Genomic DNA, 16,771 nt, shown 5'->3' with positions numbered 1-16,771 from the left:
GAATTGTAATTTATAAATTAGCCTATGTGATAGAATATAAAAAAATACAAGGGAGGACTCTTATGAAAATAGCAGAAGGACTTATAACTAAGGCAGATTTAGAAGAGAAGATTTATAACTTTTATAATAGGGCCAGAAATAATCTTTTGGTCCAAGAAGGGGAAGTGGCTCAAGAGGACCCAGAAAAATTAATTAAGTCACTGGAAGAGGCCAACAAATCTTTAGTTGAACTTACAGCTAAAATCCACAAGGCCAACAGCCAGTCACAGCTAGTTGATGAAGATGGAAATCCCTTGGACATAACAATTCAAGAGGCTCTAGCAAAAAAGGAAGGGCTAGTTTCTTTAGCTTCTAAGCTAAGGGACCTGGCAGAAAGTGCAACTCCACAAAATCGTTATAGCAAGTCAGAAATTAAGTTTATTGCAACTGTAGATTCAAAAGTCCTTCAGACCAAGGCAGACAAGCTTTCTAAGGAGGCAAGAAATTTAGATATAGCCATCCAAAGAACTAATTGGCTGGTAGATTTATAAAGAATTTTAGGTTAGCCAAAGGCGAATAGAAAAACACTAATATAAACAGATCGAACGATACTTCGAAGAGGTTAATGTTAGTATTCTTATTAAGATTTAAGATTTAATCTTATTTTTATTACCATCTATTGATTTGGCAGGGTGGGATTGGGGATTGAGGCCTTCGGGCCTCTTTTAGTACCATAAATAGTGTAAGAAAGGAAGTAGTTCCTATCTTGCACTATTTTTGTATAATGAAGAAGTAGTATGACGAGGCTGTTTTAGGGTTTAAACATCCGAAATAAAAACTGTCAACTACCTCTTCATTATTCATATTCGGTTAAGCAGGTTGGGCAAAACGTCCGTGTCACAAGCTAAAATGAGTGTAATGGTGCAGGTAGAAACTACAAAAGAAAAAAGAAAGAAGGCAAAACATGATATCTGTAGGTATAGACATATCAAAAGAAAAATTTACAGTTTGTGCATTAGAACAAGGAAGTAAAATAATTTGGAAACCATTTGATGTTTCACTAAACAAAACAAAAGTAGAAGAATTTCTAGCGAAACTAGAAAAAATAAAAGAAGAAGTAAAAATAACAATGGAAGCCACAGGAAAATATCATCTACCAATACTTTATGAATTAAAAGATAGAGGATACTTTGTAACAGTAATAAATCCATTAAAAATGAAACAATTTTGCCGAGCCTTAAACTTTAGAAAAGCAAAAAACGACAACATAGACGCAAGGCAAATAGCAGAATATGGAATAATGTATTGGAAAGAATTAGAAGACTACAAAGTAGATGAAGAAAACTACAGAGTCTTAAAAGAATTAAATAGAAACTACCAACATTACATGGATCTAAGAATCAACCAAATGAACTTCGTAGACCAAACAGTACATCAAACATTTCCAGGAATAAAAAAACTAATCCCCCATGGATCAGGAGACTTTTCAAAAGATAAACTATTAGACTTTTTAGAAAAATGGTGGCATAAAGACCTAATATTAGAAAAAACAGAAGAAGAATTTGTAGAAGAATATAAAACATGGGCAAAAGAAAAGAGATACCATCCAACTGTAAACAAAGCAAAAGCCATTTACAAATTAGCAGAGGACAGTATCTCAACCCAACCTTCCCATAACTCAAAAATAGAAACGAATATCAGAGAAGGAATAAATCTGATAAAGCAAATAAATCAGATTCTAAATAATATTTTATCACAAATGATAGAAATATCCGAGCCCTTAGAAGAATATCAAGAAGCAAAAAAATTCTCAGGTATATCAGACAAATTAGCAGTACAAATAGTAGCAGAATTTGGAAATCTATCAAAATTTAAAAACAAAAAAAGTCTAATATCCTTCATGGGGATAGATTCACCCCCATATGAATCAGGAAACTTTAAAGCAGACCAAAGAAAAATAAGTAAAAGAGGGAACGCAATACTAAGAAAAGTAGGCTACCAAGCAATGAAATGTATGATGAGTGCAAAAAATCCAGAAAATGAAATATATAACTACATGATAAAAAAAGAAAAAGAAGGAAAAGCAAAAAAAGTTTGCAAATTTGCCGGCTTAAACAAATTCTTAAGAATCTACTATGCAAGAGTTATGAAGTCAAAAGCCTGTAAAACAGAATTAAAAGTAGCTTAGAAATAAAAATAATATGTTACTAAGCCGAAAAACAGTCGGCTTAATTGTAATGATCAAAATTAATAAATCAGGAAAATAAAAATAACCTGAAAATAAATTCAGGTTATGCTTGACTTTTGTTAGCAGGTTTTTATTGTAAGAAGAAAACCCCCAGTTAGACTGGGGGTTCAGTATAGCTTTAGCGATGAAAAACCAACAAAAAACCTCCTATGATATATAATTAAATTGTAGTTCGCCAACTGCAATAAAAAATATCAAGGAGGTAAGAAAATGTCATCAATAAATGACAAACATAGTTTATCACATACAAAATGGAACTGTAAATACCATATAGTATTTGCACCAAAATATAGGAGAAAAGAATTTTACGGAAGCAAAAGATTAGAAATAGGACAAATACTTCGAGAATTATGTAGTTTGAAAGAAGTAAACATAATAGAAGCGGAAGTATGCCCAGATCATATTCATATGTTAGTAGAAATACCACCAAAACTATCAGTATCAAGTTTTATGGGATTTTTAAAAGGAAAGAGTAGCATAATGATATATGAAAGATGGGGAAATTTAAAATATAAATACAGAGGAAGACAATTTTGGTGTAGAGGATATTATGTAGACACAGCAGGTAAAAATGCAAAAGCAATCCAAGAATATATCCAAAACCAATAAAAACAAGATCAGTTAAGCGAACAACTAACATTTGATGTAGTTGACCCTTTTAAAGGGTAGCAAGTAGAAGTTGCAAGTGGCGAACTAACCAACGCCATTGAGGCGTGGCTGGTAATACAGGCCCTTTGGGCCGCATTAGAAAAACCCCCGGCTACGCCGGGGGATGATTATTTTGCAAGACATAAAAAAGGCCCTTAGAATTTTCTAGGGCGTTAATTTATGAACTGTATTTTTTATAAGTTTTTCTTTTTGTTTGCGACTTAATTTTTTTATTTGAATTTCTCTTTTTAAGGCAGAAGACTTGTCGTGGCCTTCTTCGCAGTAAACTAAAGTAACTGGAGTTCTTCCTCTGGTGTACTTGGCACCTTGTTTTTTATTGTGGGTCTCAATTCTCTGGTCTAAGTCTGTAGTGATTCCTGTGTAGAGACTGTCGTCTGAACATTTTAAGATGTAAACATAGTAGGAAGATTTAGTCATCTGTAAAGTAGGCTCCTATTAGGTCGGAAATCATTGGATAGGGATAGCCCTTGTTCATGAGGTATCTGATCATTTTGTTTTTGTCCTTGCCTCGGGATGTCTTTTTAGTTGCTGCCATTAGGTCTTTTAGGTTTTCTTCTTCCTTGTCTCTGTATTCTTCTAGATAGGGATCAACTTCAGCTGATGAAAAGCCCTTGAGAAAGAGCTTGTTTTTTATTTTCAAAGACCCGTCAGTTGAGTAGTTAAATCTTTCGTCTAAGTACATTTCTAAATATCTTTTATCATCTATAAGTCCAAGGTCTTCTAGTCTTTCAATAATTAGATCGTGGATTTCTACTGGGACCTTGTTTTTGTAGAGATAGTCTATAATTTCTTTTTTTGTCTTCATAGCTCGGGCCAGGTATCTAATGCACTTGTTTGTAGCTTTTTCTAAGTCGTCTTGGTCCATTAGCTTTTTAAAGTCTGCATCAGATATTTCAAATTCGCCATAGCCGTAGGGGCTTAGGTTTTCTGCTGTAGCTGAGCCGACGTATTCATCTCCTGAAAAGAGAGAAAATCTATTTTTATCGTTTTTTTGTTGGACTACTTTTGTAATTTTCATATCAACCTCACAAAGTTAGTTTATCATAAAGCTAAGAATATATACAAATATTTATTTTAATGGGCAAATATGATAAAATAGACCTATAATGGAGGCAAGTATGTTTGAGATTTTATCATTAGTACTTAGGTATGTATTCATTGTAATCATATACTTATTTATTTTAAATATTATTAGACTAATTTATCTAGACATAAGGTCGTCAGTTTCAATGACGCCAAAAACTGATGTGGCTTATTTAAAGGTCATTAACAGGCTAGACCAACTTGATTTTAAAATGCAAGAGTACTATCCAATTGTTGGCGAGATAACAGTTGGCAGAGGGTCTAGAAATGACGTCTTTATTAAGGACAGGGTTGTTTCTAAAAGCCACATGAAAATATTTTTAGCAGATGGCTATTATTATTTAGAAGACTTAGGATCTGCAAATGGAACTTTTTTAAATGGCAATGACATTGAAAACAATGTTGTGGAAATTGTTGACGGAGATTTAATTTCTGTGGGAAAAGTTCAATTTATGTTTGTAAATAGATAGGATAATTATGCTAACGAGAATTACTAAACTTAGAAAACCTAGAAATTTACTTTTGTTATTTGATATATTGGCTATTGGTCTTTTAATGTTCTACAAGGACGAGGAGGCATCAAAGGCAATGGGCATATATGCTTCAGCCTTAATAGCCCTACTTTATATTTCAAATATTCTTTTAGAAAAAGTAACTTCAGGTGACAGCTATATATTTATGATTGTGTCCATGCTAGTTTCTATTGGAGCTATTATGAATTTCTCCATAGACCAAAGTCTAGGCATTAAACACTTGGTTTGGGCCCTTATTTCCATAGGGGGATTTTTTGCTACCTATTTTTTAATTAAGTATGTAGATATTTGGGACAAGCTAATGACGCCGCTTATTCTTTTGTCTTTGGGACTTTTCCTAGCGACTATGGTCTTTGGTAAGGTCTACAATGGATCTAAAAACTGGATTATAATTGGCGGCGACGGCAGTCCAGGCAGTGGATTTTCCTTCCAGCCTGCTGAGTTTATAAAGCTAGCCCTTATTTTTATTATTGCCTCATTTTATTACAACAAGAAGTACTATGAAAATGTAAAATACTCATCTGTTATTATGATGGGCATAGTTTATCTCTTTATTGGATTTTTATTTTTACAAAAGGACCTGGGAACTGCTGTAATGTTTTTGGCTATCTTTATGGGTATCCAATTTATTTATGAGGACAAGAGGGGATTAATTTTCTTTTCTATTGTCCTTACGGTTTTAGCAGTTAGCCTGGGGTATTTTAAATTTGCCCACGTTAGAAAGAGATTTAATATTTGGCTAGATCCTTGGTCTGAAGCAGGGGGCCAAATTCTCCAATCCCTCTTTGCAATTTCATCTGGAGGTTTTACTGGAGTGGGCCTAGGCCTAGGTTATCCAAAACTTATTCCAGTTGTGTCTTCAGACTTTATCTTTGCAGCAATTTGTGAAGAGCTAGGAGTTTTAACTGGCATTGGAGTTATTATGATGTTTTTAATTTTAGTTTACAGGGCCTTTAAGGTTGCTCTTGTTCAAAGGCATCCCTTCTACAGGATTTTAGCCATTGGCATAGCCATTTCCTTTGGCATCCAAACATTTTTGGCCATAGGTGGAGTTACTAAATTTATTCCTATGACAGGGATAACGACGCCATTTATTTCCTATGGAGGGACATCTATGTTTACATCCTTTATAGCCCTGGGAATTTTGCAGGTTTGTTCAGAGGAACTAAAGCACAAGCCTATAGAATCGGAGCCAGCCTATGAGTGATAGAGAAAGACGAAGAATTTTAATTCTCCTAAGTGGCATAGTAATTTTATTAATTGGCCTAACAGTTTATATTTCTTATTTTATGGTCTTCCAAGGCGAGGCCTATAGGACATCAGCCCAAAATAAGAGAAACAGATTAGAAGCTGAAAATGTAATTCGCGGAGAATTTTATGACAGAAACAATTTAGCCTTGGTTCAAAATACAAAGACAGAAGATGGAATAAAGAGAGATTATTTATATCCTGAACTTTATTCTCACATAATTGGCTACACTTATCCAAATCTTGGAAAATCGGGTCTTGAACTTTCTATGGATACCTATCTTACCAACCAAAATAAAGCAGGCATTGTTGAAGCTGTTAAAAAATATTTTGAAAAAGAATCAGTTGGAAATTCAATTAAGTTGACTATTGATTCTAAAATTCAAAAAAAGGCTTCAGACCTACTTGGAGAAAACAAGGGAGCAGTTGTGGCCTTAAATCCAACAACTGGAGAAATTTATTGTCTGGTTTCAAAACCCACCTTTGATGTGAATAAGGTCCAAGAAAACTGGGAAGAAATTAGCCAAAACCCTGATTCAGTTTTATTTAACAGGGCCATTAACGGCCTATATCCACCTGGATCTGTAATGAAGGTCATTTCAACTGCAGCAATTTTAGACCAGGGCATTGACCTTGACTACGACCACACAGGCAGCCAAATAATTGATGGCTATGAATACAAGGACGCAACAGAAAAAAAATACGGAAAAATTTCTTTAGACAAGGCCTTTACTTCTTCTTTAAACACTTATTTCGTAAAGAAGATCCAAGATGTAGGCATGACTAAATTTGCCAGTGTTGCTGGAAAGTTTATGTTTGAAAAAGACCTTCCCTTTGAACTAAAGGTGTCTAAGTCTACACTAAACTACAACTCTACAACAAATATTAACCAAGTTTCTGCATCAGCCATTGGCCAAGGTAGGGTTTTAGCAACGCCTATGGAAATGGCTTTGACGGCAGCAGCAGTAGCAAACGACGGAATAATTATGGAACCTCATGTAGTTAAGGAAATTAGAAATTCTGATGGCGACTTAGTTAAGGATTTGGAAAAGAAAGAACTTTCTAAGGCCATGGACCCAGAAGTCGCTAGAGAAATTAAGGACCTAATGGTGAAAACAACCAACGAGGGAACTGGTAGAAATGCAGCGATAAAAAGTGTTCAAGTTGCATCAAAAACTGGAACAGCTGAAAACGAAACTGAAAACACCCACGCCTGGTATATAGGTTTTGCCCCAGCAGAAAATCCCCAAGTTGCAATTGCCGTTATAGTTGAACAAGGTGGCTCAGGAGGAAAAGTTGCAGCCCCAATAGCCAGAGACCTAATGATTTCAATTTTAAATAATATATAAAATAAAAAAATCTCCTCTGTTAATTTAACAGGGGAGATTTAAAATTTATCTAGGATTTTATGATGGCCAATGTCTAAGAGAAAAATTAAGTCATCGCCTTCATAAAACCAAATTATTCTAATGTCCATATTAATAGAAGATTCCCATATACCATCAGCTCCTTGAATTTTTTTAGTTCGCAAGGAAGGGTGTCTAGGATCTTCTACAAAAAATTTTATTTTATTCTTAGTTTGTTTCTTTTCTGAATCAGATAGGCTCTTATAATGTTTTTTAAAAGCTTTAGAATAAGTAATTTTATAAGCCATTACTTGTCCAAGTCTTCAAAAAGGACATCAAGAGAATCAAAAACTGGTTGTTTTCCATTTTTTATTGACTCTTTAATTTCATTAACTTCAGCCTTTAAATTTTTAATAACATGGTCAGGATAAATTGTTACTGGAACAAGGACAATTTTTCCTTGGTCTTCACTTATTTCAAATTGGCTGCCTTGTTTCAAGTTCATAGTCTTTACTATTTCTTTTGGAATAGTCACTTGAGATTTTGATTTTAATTCAACTAACATAATAAAGCCTCCTTAGTTAGAAAATCATACTTTCTAACTAAATTATATTTTTTCAAAAGAGAAAAGTCAAATAGATTCTTAAAATTAAAACAAAACCTATCTCAGCAAGATCGTCCTTGCTTTGATAGGTTTTTTCTTATAGAAATTTATCTTTTAAGTTGTGCCAGTAAAAATCTTTTTTAAAGACCAGGCGCCTAATGTACTTGTTAGACATGGTGATGTCAACTCGCAAAAGATCCCAAAATTCTTTTTCGCTGCCATCTACAACAAAGAGGCTGCCATTTCTATATCTAGAAGTTGGCTTTAGGGAAATTTTTGTTTGCCCTGGAACTATTATTGGAGACTTTAATGACCTGTAGGCCCTTGAATTTAGTGGGGCGATTGGAGTCATTTGCAGGGACTCTAAAGTCGAATAGACTATGGCTCCACCTAGGGAAAAGTTATAGGCAGTTGATCCAATTGGAGTTGAAACCATAATTCCATCTCCAGCAAAGTTTTGTAAATGGTTCTCATCAATTTCAACAGCCATTTGAATTATCTTTGAGTCCTTACCCTTTAAAATAACTTCGTTAATGGCGTGAAGGGTAAACTTTCTATTTTTTGTATAGACATCTGCCCTAAGCATATAAGATTGTTCTTCGTAATAGTCTCTATTTTCATAAAGGTCTAGAAACTCATCAATTTCTTCAGGAGAAATTTCTTGGAAGAAGCCTAGGGTGCCAGTATTAATTCCAACTATTGGCATTCTTGGAAAGCGGTTATTGTGGATGGCCTTTAAAAAAGCCCCGTCGCCTCCAATAGAAATAGTAAGTTCTGCCTCGTGGTCAAAGGTCTTAGAGATTTTATAGTCTCTTTTTATTAATTTGTCTTCTAAATCTTGCCTGACTTTTCGTGTTTCGAAATTTGTATTGGCAACTATATTAATTAATTTTCTCTTCATTAAGTTTTTACCTTTCTTAATCTATAGTTAGTATAACCAATTAAGGTAAAAAGTAAAAGGTTAAAGTGAAATATTTTAAGCTTTAGGGGCTAATTTGTTCAAGTTTATTTTTTTATAGACAATATAGGCGTAAAGGCAGGTTAAAAAGTTTGAAACTACCATGGAAATCCAAATTCCCCTTGGCCCTAGGTTTGTAAAAGTGTTTAAAGACCAAATTAGTGGAAGACGAATAAACCAAAGTCTGCCTATGGACATAAACATAGAATACTTAGTTTGACCAATTCCTTGGAAGTAGCCAGTAAAGCCTGAATAAAAGCCCATAAAAAATATTATAAAGGCTGAGAAGACTATATATTCAGAAGCCTGTCTCCAAATTTCTGGGTCAGACCCATCTTTGATAAATAATTTTAAAAGCTGGCTTTGGAAGGATAAAACTATTAGAGAAGACACTAGGGAAATAGATAAAACTATTAGCATGGCCTTCTTAAAAACTTCTTTTACTCTTTCTATATTTCCAGCTCCAATGTTTTGGCCAATAATTGAAGTAAGGGCAGTTCCAATAGCCATTTGTGGTTGAGTAACTAGGTCAGTGACCCTATTTCCAATTGCAAAGGCTGCCATAGTGTTAGTGCCAAAGGATTGGATAAAGCCGTGCATAACAGTAAAGCCAAAGGATGATCCTGAATAACCAACTGCTGTTGGGAAGGCGATTTTTCCAATCTCCTTCATTACCTTAAGGTCTCTTTGATTATTTTTATAGGAAATTCTAATATTTGATCTGCTATGGACTGTTCGCATGGCCAAAAGCATAAGGACAAACTTTGATGCAATTGTCGCCCAAGCAGCTCCAGAAATTCCCAAGTTGAGACCAGGTAGGTTAAGAAGGGGAACTCTTTCAAAAATAAAAATTGGATCTAGAATTACATTTACTAGAGACGAAAGGACACTCATTCTAGTTATATCCTTGGTCATGCCCTCTGCATTTAAAATAGCTTGGTAGGCAAAAAACATAAAGTCAAAAAACAAACCGAAAAAGGAAATTTGTAGGTAGGTTGTTGCTTTAATTAAAAAGCTGTCTCTGGCGCCCATCCAGTATAAAAAAGTTGGGGCAGTTAAATAACCTAAAAAAGAGGTTAAAATTCCCAGGATAAAAATCATTAAAATTGTATTGTCTGCATAGATGTCGGCCTTTTTATAATTTTTTGCTCCAAGTTGTTGGGAGATTAAAGACGTTGCACCAATTCCAATTCCAATGCCTATAGAAATGAAAATTGAATTTAAAGGCCAAACGAAGGACGTAGCTGCAAAGTCTTCAGCTGAAAGTCTAGCTACAAAAAGTCCGTCTGTAAGATTGTATAAAGTTCTAATTAAGTTGTTAAACATCAAAGGCAGGGACAGGGTCATTATAACTTTACTGATATTGCCTTGAGTAATAAAATTTTTGTCTAATTCTTTCATTTTTACCTCCTTTAAAAAATTTGTCGTAAAAATAATTATAGTACAAAGAAATAATTATAGCAAAGACTTTATAAAATAAAAAAGCCTAGCTAGGCCTTGGAAAAATTAAAAAAATATAAAAAGCCAAGTGTAGAAAGTTAAAAAATCTGTTATCATTAGATTTAGAATATAAAAAGGAATATACAATGAAGAAGAAATATAGAATTAACGAAATAAAACTAGACCTAAGAGAAAGTGAAGATAAATTAATAGAGAAAATTGCCAAAAAGGCTAGGATAAAAACTTCTGACATAAGTGATTATGAGCTAGTTAGAAAGTCAATAGACGCCAGAAAAAAATCTGCCATAAAGTTTGTCTACACCATTGACTTTACTTGCAAAAAATCTTTAAAGTTAGATCTTGCACCAGATAGGACCTATGTCTGGCCAGAGGAAAATCTTTCAAAGGATAAGAGAATTGTCGTAGTTGGCTTTGGTCCAGCTGGAATTTTTGCAGGCCTTTTACTTGCGCAAATGGGATACAAGCCTCTAATTATTGAAAGAGGTACAGATGTTGACCAAAGAACTGTAGACGTTGAAAATTTTTGGGCAGGTGGAGATTTTAAAGCAGAGTCTAATGTTCAATTTGGTGAAGGAGGTGCGGGAGCTTTTTCTGATGGGAAATTGACAACAGGAATTTCAGATCCGAGAATCCAAAAAGTCCTTAAAGAACTGGTAAATTTTGGAGCGCCAGAAGAAATTCTCTACAAGCACAAGCCCCACATTGGCACAGACCTTTTAAAGGGCGTTGTAAAAAACATTAGAAATGAAATTATAAACTTAGGCGGCCAAGTTTTATTTTCAACCAAGCTTGTTGACATAAAGTTAGATGAAGCAAATAAAGTTAGGTCTATATTAGTTGAAAAAAATGGTACAAGAGAAGAAATGGAAGTAGACCATTTAATTTTGGCCTTAGGTCATTCAGCTAGAGACACTTTTAAAATGCTCTACGAAAGAAAGCTTTCCATGGAACAAAAACAATTTTCCATGGGAGTTCGAATTGAACACCAGCAGGAATTAATAAATAAGGCCCAGTATGGAAATTCAAGTCTTGCTGAAATCTTAGGGCCAGCTGAATATAAACTTTCGACAAAGACTCAGGCAGGTAGGGGAGTTTATAGTTTTTGTATGTGTCCAGGTGGTCGAGTTATTTTATCGTCATCTGCCCCAGGCCAAGTGCTAACTAACGGCATGTCCTACCACGCCAGAGATGAAAAATTTGCCAACGCAGGAATTTTAGTAGATGTGAGAAAGGAAGACTTTCCATCAGACCATCCCCTTGCTGGTTGTGATCTCCAAGAAACTTATGAAAAAAAGGCTTTTGATTTAATGGGCGGCTATAAAATTCCTCAAACTACTATTGCAGATTTTAAGGGATCAGATTTAGAAAAATGTCTGCCAGACTTTGTGGGCCAGGCTCTCTTAGAAGCTCTTCCAGTTTTTGGAAAGAGAATTTCTGGCTTTGATAATCCTCAAACGATTTTAAAGGGACCAGAAACCAGGTCTTCGTCACCAGTCAGACTTTTAAGAGACGAAAACTTTGAATCTTCTATAAAAAACATCTATCCAGCAGGAGAAGGGGCAGGCTATGCAGGTGGCATTATGTCAGCAGCAGTTGACGGTCTAAGAGTTGCAGAAAAATTAATTGCAAGGACAGATAAATAGATTTAAGAAAACCCAGAGGAAAAATTCTTCTGGGTTTGTCTTTGTAAATTTTAATTTTTATTTGCTCAAGTACTTGTCGTTTTTCTTGTCTTGCAAGTAGACAAAGTTAAAATGCTCCTTTGATTTGGAAAATTCTTCATAGGCTTTTTCTTCGCAAGCCTGGCAGGCATCTCTTGGAATAGTTATCGCCTTTACAAAGGTCAGCCTGTCGTCTTCTGAATGAATTATATCAAGGCCTGAACAAGACGTGCACCTGTGGAAGTAGCGACTTTGTTTTTCTAGTATTCCATCTGTGTCATAGTAAATTTGCTTTTCCTTTCTTACAACTTTGGCATCTGCAAAAACTTCTTTGGCCAGGGCTTCTTTGTTTTTCCACCTATACATAACTTCTCTAGAAATATTTTTGATATAGGCTGTGACCTTAGGGTCTTGGGCAACTTTAGATGGATTAAAGTCAGGCTCAACTATATGAGAAAAATCTAAGCCCGCCATGGCAAGAACTATGGCCAAGTTTACATAGGGAAGGGCTCCTTCAATTGAATAGCCACCTTCTAAAACTGCCAGGTCAGGATTTAAAATTTTATTAAGCCTGCCATAACCTTGGGCAGAAAAATTCATCGAGGTTAGCGGGTCAGAATAGTGGTTGTCTTGGCCAGCAGAATTTATTATTAGGTCAGGTTTAAAGTCATCGAGAATTGGCATAATGACATTTTCTAGAACATATAAAAAGCCTGAATCTCCAGTTTGAGGAGGCAGGGGAATATTTATATTGTAGCCATAGGCAGAAGGTCCGCCTAGGTCGTCAAGATAACCAGTGCCAGGAAAAAGAGTTCGGCCGTCTTGGTGGATGGAAATAAATAAAGTGTCCTTGTCATTATAATAAATATCTTCTGTTCCATCTCCGTGGTGGCAGTCAGTGTCTACAATGGCAACTTTTAAATTTCCATATTTTTGTCTCATTTTTTCTAGGGCAACAGCTTCAATGTTGGCTATACAAAAACCACGGTCTCCGTAGACGATTTTGTGGGCGTGGTGGCCTGGCGGTCTAACAAGGGCAAAGGCCTTAGAAGCTTGACCAGAAAAATATAAGTCAAAGGCCTTGATGACTCCGCCAATAGAAACTAAATGGGACTTACTTAGGCGAGACTTAACATCTGGCACGCAAAAGTGAACTCTTTCAATGTCTTTTGGCTCAGCAATGTCAGGTTTGTACATTTGAATTTGGTCTAGGTCCTCTATGCCTTCTTCCATAAGTTGGTCCATAGTATATAAAAGTCTTTCTTCTCTCTCTGGATGGTCTGGACTTATGGCCCAGTCAAAGGCAGGAAAGAATACTAGCCCTAATTTATCTTTAGTCATTACAATCACCTTGGTCCCATAAATTATACAAAAGCCCTCCTTGGATTTGGGCCTTGATGCGAATATTTCGTCCAAAAGAATAATAGTCAACCATATTAAAAGACGAGGCCTCTAAAATTTCAACTTGTGGATCTTCAAGTTTAAGGTCCCTAGCTTTTTTTAAAATTTCTTCTTTAATTAATTCTTCTCCAGCCTTTAAATCAAAAGTGCCAGGAATTTTTTTATAAATACCTAGTTCAGGAATATTTACATAGCCCCTCTTAGTGTCGGCCTGTAAGTTTGCTTCAAAGGTTGGCTTTGATAGACAGGCTCCCAAGGCGTTGGCAACTTGAAAATATTTTGGAACTTGAGTCTCAAGGCCAAAGGCACTTTCAATAAAGGGAGCCAGAGCTTTAGCAGGACCGCCAATTAATTTTATCTTCTTAGGCTGAAGTTTTTTATTTTCCAAAACTTCTTTTACTGTGTAAAGAGGCTTAGAATTTATTTTTTCTAGGTCAGATTTTACTTCATCGAAAATAATTTTCGCAGCCTTATTTAAAATTTCTTCTGCCAGTTTTTTATAAGCTAAATCCATTTGGTCTCCTAAGATTTTTAATCCACTTATAGATTTATTTACATCTCCAAGGTCTGAAAGACCAAGGGCGTTAAAGGCATCAGTTAGGGTTAGATAGTTACCTTCAAAGGCTAGGGGCCTATCTTTTCTCTCAGGACCAATTTTAATTTGCTTACCTTCAAGGCGGACATAAGAGTCACCACCTAAGCCGATAGATTTGCTATAAAGGCCTTTGACTAGGGTCTTCATAGATTTTATTTCCATGCCAAGAGGCTGGTAAAGAGGACGACCATCTGTTAAAAAGAAAATATCTGTAGTTGTGCCACCAATGTCTAAATAAATTTCATCGTCTTTACTTTGGCTCAAGGCTGTCATGCCCATAAAGGAAGCAGCAGGGCCAGATAAAATCGATTCAATAGGTCTATCCTTTCCTTCTTCTAAAGTCATTGTTGCCCCATCTGCCTTTAATATATAAAGGGGAGCGAAAATTTTTTCTTGGGCCAAGGCTTTTTGAATATTTTCTGCAAAGCTAACAAAAACTTTGGCAACAGCTGAGTTTAAGTAGCTTGAATAAACTCGCCTTGGAAAGTTTAATCTGCCAGACATTTTGTGGCCTAGAGAAATATATGAAAAATCATCTGCAAGCAGGTCTTTTAATTTATTTTCAACCTCCGGATTTCTAGTAGAAAATTTTGTAACCAAGGCTAGGCTGTCAATATCTTTATAAGCCTCATTATTTTTTATTTCTACAACTTTTCCCACATCAAAGTCCACAACTGTTTTGCCTCTATGGTCAACATAGCCGTCAAAGTTTTCTAAATAGGGAATTTTTTCCTCGAAATCATTAACCATGCCAGGTCCTTCTTGGATTATAACTAAGACCTCAGAAATTTTATTTTCAATTATGGCATTGGTAGACAAGGTTGTAGATAAATTTATTCTTTCAATTTTTTCTACATCTTGGTCAGCAGTTAACTGAAAAATAGCTGTCTTTATAGTGGCCAATAAATTGTCTTTGTCTACAGGATTTTTTACGATTTTTAAAATTTTATTTCCATCAACTAAGACTCCGTCAATATTAGAACCACCAATATCAATTCCTACAAGCATTTGAACCTCCTTTTATATTAAGTATAGCAGAAAAATAAAAATGTTTTTTGAAAAAATTCTGACCTAAGCACAGTAGGTGAAAATTTACAAGTCTTGAATATAAAATAATTTTTTTTATAATAAGAAATAAGGAAGTGAAAAAATGCATCAATACAAAGGAAAACTTATTATTCATACAGGTTCAATGTTTTCAGGAAAGACATCTAGCTTAAAAAAAGATTTAAACAGATTTAAAATTGCTGGCTACAAGGTTGGCGCCTACAAACCTTTAGTTGACACCAGAGGTGGAGACAGAATTACTGTCCACAACGAAGAAGGCTTAGCAGCAACTTGTGTAAAGACAATTGACCAAATAATTAAGGACGTAGAAGAAAAAAATCTTCAGGTTATTGGCATAGATGAAGTCCAATTTTTATCAGGCCAAGGCGAAGAAGTTAGACAGGGGATTTTAAAAATTTTAGACCGTGGTCTTACAGTTGTTCTTGCAGGTCTTGACATGGACTACAATGCTGAAGCCTTTGAAATAATTAAAGAGCTAATGCCCTATGCAGACTATGTCAACAAGCACCACGCAGTTTGTACCATGTGTGGAGTTGACGCCTGGGTTTCTCACAGGAAGGTAGCAGGCGGAGACAGGGTCCTTATTGGAGCAGAAAGCGAATACGAACCTCTTTGCAGGTCTTGTTATAAAAAGGTAAGAGAAGAAGAGGAAAGAGAAGTAAACAAAAACCAAATGGCCTTGGAAATTAAATAAATTTTAAAACTAAGTTTAAGAGACTTAGTTTTTTAATGGAAAAATTTATAAAAAAATTCCCCAAGCTTATACTCAGGGAATTAATTACATTGGTTTTTATAAAAGATAAATTTTGTGGTCAGCACAAGTCTCAATCATTTCCTTTGGCCAAATTGAGGCTTGGACTTCGCCAACATGGGCCCTCTTAAGTAAGAGCATACAAAGACGAGATTGGCCAATGCCGCCGCCAATGGTGTAAGGAAGCTCTCCATTTAAAAGTTTTTTGTGGTAGTCAAAGGACTTTCTATTTTGGCAGTTAGCAAGTTCCAATTGTCTTTCTAAGGCTTCTTCGTCAACTCTTATGCCCATAGAAGAAATTTCCAAGGCGCACTTTAGTGGCTCAAACCAAAATAATATATCTCCATTTAAGGACCAGTCGTCATAGTCTGGGGCCCTACCGTCATGAGGCTTTCCGTTTGAAAGCCTGCTGCCAATTTCTTCAATAAAGACGCAGCCATATTCTTTGGCAATTAAATCTTCTCTTTCCTTGGGAGTCTTGTCAGGATATTTTTGTAAAAGTTCTTCTGATGTGATAAAGAAAATATCATCAGCTAATTTATTTACTGCCTGGGGATACTTGTACCAGACTCCGTGTTCTAGGTGCTTGATAACCTTGAAAATAGTTCTAACTGCATCTCTTAATGTTTCCTTGGTCCTTTGGTCTTTACTTATAACTTTTTCCCAGTCCCATTGGTCAACATAAGATGAGTGGAGGTTGTCTAAGTCTTCGTCTCTTCTAATGGCGTTCATATTTGTATAAAGGCCTTCCCCAGGCTTATAGCCGTATTTTGCTAGGGCCATTCTCTTCCATTTGGCTAGAGATTGAACAACTTCAATGTCCTCTCTTTGGATGTCTTTAATGTCAAAGCGAACTGGTCTTTCAATTCCAGACAAGTTGTCATTAAGTCCAGAAGATTTTTCTACAAAAAGTGGAGCAGAAACTCTTTCTAAGTTCATCTGCCTGCCAAATTCTTTTTGGAAAAGATCTCTAATAAATTTTATAGCCTCTTGGGTTTCTCTTATAGTTAAAACAGGGTCATAGCCTGCTGGTAATATTAATGCCATTTTTACACCTCTATTTTTAAAATTAAAATAAATTATATAGGATATCTTCAGTCCTTGCAAGAAAAATTAATTTATAGTAAAAACTTTTAGAGGTTTTTAAGTAAGGACAAAGAATTATT

17 protein-coding genes are annotated in these 16,771 nt (G+C 35.3%); 8 read left to right on the top strand and 9 right to left on the bottom strand.

Annotation, left to right across the window (positions count from 1 at the left end; genetic code table 11):
- Positions 1 to 62 precede the first annotated feature (62 nt).
- The 3 genes from BN2667_RS06620 (at position 63) to tnpA (ending at position 2,836) form a co-directional block, all read left to right on the top strand.
- Positions 63 to 530, top strand: coding sequence for a DIP1984 family protein (locus BN2667_RS06620; protein WP_054252544.1), 468 nt, complete (start codon positions 63 to 65; stop codon positions 528 to 530).
- Between the two features lie 413 nt (positions 531 to 943).
- Positions 944 to 2,167, top strand: coding sequence for an IS110 family RNA-guided transposase (locus BN2667_RS06615; protein ID WP_054252543.1), 1,224 nt, complete (start codon positions 944 to 946; stop codon positions 2,165 to 2,167).
- A 279-nt stretch (positions 2,168 to 2,446) separates the two neighbouring features.
- The gene (tnpA, locus tag BN2667_RS06610) at positions 2,447 to 2,836 is read left to right on the top strand and encodes an IS200/IS605 family transposase (RefSeq protein WP_154865172.1); all 390 of its coding nucleotides are present in this window, start codon (positions 2,447 to 2,449) and stop codon (positions 2,834 to 2,836) included.
- A gap of 204 nt (positions 2,837 to 3,040) precedes the next feature.
- Here tnpA and BN2667_RS06605 read toward each other — a convergent pair whose 3' ends face one another.
- Positions 3,041 to 3,313, bottom strand: coding sequence for a GIY-YIG nuclease family protein (locus BN2667_RS06605; RefSeq protein ID WP_054252541.1), 273 nt, complete (start codon positions 3,311 to 3,313; stop codon positions 3,041 to 3,043).
- Positions 3,306 to 3,914, bottom strand: a complete 609-nt coding sequence (locus BN2667_RS06600) for a regulatory protein RecX (RefSeq protein ID WP_054252540.1) — start codon at positions 3,912 to 3,914, stop codon at positions 3,306 to 3,308. Before BN2667_RS06600 ends, BN2667_RS06605 begins: the two co-directional genes overlap by 8 nt.
- Before the next feature lie 100 nt (positions 3,915 to 4,014).
- On the opposite strand from BN2667_RS06600, the gene BN2667_RS06595 reads away from it, so the two are divergent.
- Genes BN2667_RS06595 through BN2667_RS06585 form a run of 3 tightly spaced genes read left to right on the top strand, consistent with a single transcriptional unit; the run spans position 4,015 to position 7,109 of the window.
- On the top strand, positions 4,015 to 4,449 hold the full coding sequence (locus tag BN2667_RS06595) for an FHA domain-containing protein (RefSeq protein ID WP_054252539.1): 435 nt from the start codon (positions 4,015 to 4,017) through the stop codon (positions 4,447 to 4,449).
- A gap of 7 nt (positions 4,450 to 4,456) precedes the next feature.
- Positions 4,457 to 5,719: an FtsW/RodA/SpoVE family cell cycle protein gene (locus tag BN2667_RS06590; RefSeq protein ID WP_054252538.1), complete on the top strand. Its 1,263-nt coding sequence runs from the start codon at positions 4,457 to 4,459 to the stop codon at positions 5,717 to 5,719.
- Positions 5,712 to 7,109 (top strand): peptidoglycan D,D-transpeptidase FtsI family protein, encoded by a 1,398-nt coding sequence (locus tag BN2667_RS06585; RefSeq protein ID WP_054252537.1) that lies wholly within the window; start codon positions 5,712 to 5,714, stop codon positions 7,107 to 7,109. The genes BN2667_RS06590 and BN2667_RS06585 overlap by 8 nt, the downstream gene beginning before the upstream one ends.
- 38 nt (positions 7,110 to 7,147) lie before the next feature.
- Here the strand turns inward: BN2667_RS06585 and BN2667_RS06580 are convergent, their stop codons facing one another.
- The 4 genes from BN2667_RS06580 to BN2667_RS06565 all read right to left on the bottom strand — a co-directional run bounded on the left by BN2667_RS06580 (position 7,148) and on the right by BN2667_RS06565 (position 10,069).
- Positions 7,148 to 7,414: a type II toxin-antitoxin system RelE/ParE family toxin gene (locus tag BN2667_RS06580; RefSeq protein WP_054252536.1), complete on the bottom strand. Its 267-nt coding sequence runs from the start codon at positions 7,412 to 7,414 to the stop codon at positions 7,148 to 7,150.
- Positions 7,414 to 7,671 (bottom strand): AbrB/MazE/SpoVT family DNA-binding domain-containing protein, encoded by a 258-nt coding sequence (locus BN2667_RS06575; RefSeq protein ID WP_054252535.1) that lies wholly within the window; start codon positions 7,669 to 7,671, stop codon positions 7,414 to 7,416. The genes BN2667_RS06580 and BN2667_RS06575 overlap by 1 nt, the downstream gene beginning before the upstream one ends.
- A gap of 136 nt (positions 7,672 to 7,807) precedes the next feature.
- Complete coding sequence (locus BN2667_RS06570; RefSeq protein ID WP_054252534.1) at positions 7,808 to 8,611, bottom strand: NAD(+)/NADH kinase; 804 nt, start codon at positions 8,609 to 8,611, stop codon at positions 7,808 to 7,810.
- 75 nt (positions 8,612 to 8,686) lie between these two features.
- Positions 8,687 to 10,069, bottom strand: coding sequence for an MATE family efflux transporter (locus tag BN2667_RS06565; protein WP_054252533.1), 1,383 nt, complete (start codon positions 10,067 to 10,069; stop codon positions 8,687 to 8,689).
- 185 nt (positions 10,070 to 10,254) lie between these two features.
- On the opposite strand from BN2667_RS06565, the gene BN2667_RS06560 reads away from it, so the two are divergent.
- The gene (locus tag BN2667_RS06560; protein ID WP_054252532.1) at positions 10,255 to 11,772 is read left to right on the top strand and encodes an NAD(P)/FAD-dependent oxidoreductase; all 1,518 of its coding nucleotides are present in this window, start codon (positions 10,255 to 10,257) and stop codon (positions 11,770 to 11,772) included.
- 57 nt (positions 11,773 to 11,829) lie between these two features.
- Here BN2667_RS06560 and BN2667_RS06555 read toward each other — a convergent pair whose 3' ends face one another.
- Both BN2667_RS06555 and BN2667_RS06550 read right to left on the bottom strand, forming a co-directional pair.
- Positions 11,830 to 13,131, bottom strand: a complete 1,302-nt coding sequence (locus BN2667_RS06555) for a histone deacetylase family protein (RefSeq protein WP_054252531.1) — start codon at positions 13,129 to 13,131, stop codon at positions 11,830 to 11,832.
- Complete coding sequence (locus tag BN2667_RS06550) at positions 13,124 to 14,794, bottom strand: hydantoinase/oxoprolinase family protein (protein WP_054252530.1); 1,671 nt, start codon at positions 14,792 to 14,794, stop codon at positions 13,124 to 13,126. The genes BN2667_RS06555 and BN2667_RS06550 overlap by 8 nt, the downstream gene beginning before the upstream one ends.
- A gap of 142 nt (positions 14,795 to 14,936) precedes the next feature.
- Here BN2667_RS06550 and BN2667_RS06545 point away from each other — a divergent pair, with 142 nt between their 5' ends.
- Positions 14,937 to 15,548: a thymidine kinase gene (locus tag BN2667_RS06545; protein ID WP_054252529.1), complete on the top strand. Its 612-nt coding sequence runs from the start codon at positions 14,937 to 14,939 to the stop codon at positions 15,546 to 15,548.
- Between the two features lie 96 nt (positions 15,549 to 15,644).
- Here BN2667_RS06545 and asnA read toward each other — a convergent pair whose 3' ends face one another.
- Entirely contained in the window at positions 15,645 to 16,652 is a 1,008-nt protein-coding gene (gene asnA / locus BN2667_RS06540; RefSeq protein WP_054252528.1) for an aspartate--ammonia ligase, read from the bottom strand.
- Positions 16,653 to 16,771: the final 119 nt, after the last annotated feature.

Source organism: Neofamilia massiliensis (assembly GCF_001299475.1).
GTDB lineage: Bacteria > Bacillota > Clostridia > Tissierellales > Peptoniphilaceae > Neofamilia > Neofamilia massiliensis.
This window is presented reverse-complemented; position numbering and strand designations above follow the sequence as displayed.

Bases quoted from the DNA above. Each gene is read 5' to 3' on its own strand.
- BN2667_RS06620 (WP_054252544.1), top strand. From the start codon at position 63: ATGAAAATAGCAGAAGGACTTATAACTAAGGCAGATTTAGAAGAGAAG.
- BN2667_RS06615 (WP_054252543.1), top strand. From the start codon at position 944: ATGATATCTGTAGGTATAGACATATCAAAAGAAAAATTTACAGTTTGT.
- BN2667_RS06605 (WP_054252541.1), bottom strand. From the start codon at position 3,313: ATGACTAAATCTTCCTACTATGTTTACATCTTAAAATGTTCAGACGAC.
- BN2667_RS06600 (WP_054252540.1), bottom strand. From the start codon at position 3,914: ATGAAAATTACAAAAGTAGTCCAACAAAAAAACGATAAAAATAGATTT.
- BN2667_RS06595 (WP_054252539.1), top strand. From the start codon at position 4,015: ATGTTTGAGATTTTATCATTAGTACTTAGGTATGTATTCATTGTAATC.
- BN2667_RS06590 (WP_054252538.1), top strand. From the start codon at position 4,457: ATGCTAACGAGAATTACTAAACTTAGAAAACCTAGAAATTTACTTTTG.
- BN2667_RS06585 (WP_054252537.1), top strand. From the start codon at position 5,712: ATGAGTGATAGAGAAAGACGAAGAATTTTAATTCTCCTAAGTGGCATA.
- BN2667_RS06580 (WP_054252536.1), bottom strand. From the start codon at position 7,414: ATGGCTTATAAAATTACTTATTCTAAAGCTTTTAAAAAACATTATAAG.
- BN2667_RS06575 (WP_054252535.1), bottom strand. From the start codon at position 7,671: ATGTTAGTTGAATTAAAATCAAAATCTCAAGTGACTATTCCAAAAGAA.
- BN2667_RS06570 (WP_054252534.1), bottom strand. From the start codon at position 8,611: ATGAAGAGAAAATTAATTAATATAGTTGCCAATACAAATTTCGAAACA.
- BN2667_RS06565 (WP_054252533.1), bottom strand. From the start codon at position 10,069: ATGAAAGAATTAGACAAAAATTTTATTACTCAAGGCAATATCAGTAAA.
- BN2667_RS06560 (WP_054252532.1), top strand. From the start codon at position 10,255: ATGAAGAAGAAATATAGAATTAACGAAATAAAACTAGACCTAAGAGAA.
- BN2667_RS06555 (WP_054252531.1), bottom strand. From the start codon at position 13,131: ATGACTAAAGATAAATTAGGGCTAGTATTCTTTCCTGCCTTTGACTGG.
- BN2667_RS06550 (WP_054252530.1), bottom strand. From the start codon at position 14,794: ATGCTTGTAGGAATTGATATTGGTGGTTCTAATATTGACGGAGTCTTA.
- BN2667_RS06545 (WP_054252529.1), top strand. From the start codon at position 14,937: ATGCATCAATACAAAGGAAAACTTATTATTCATACAGGTTCAATGTTT.
- asnA (WP_054252528.1), bottom strand. From the start codon at position 16,652: ATGGCATTAATATTACCAGCAGGCTATGACCCTGTTTTAACTATAAGA.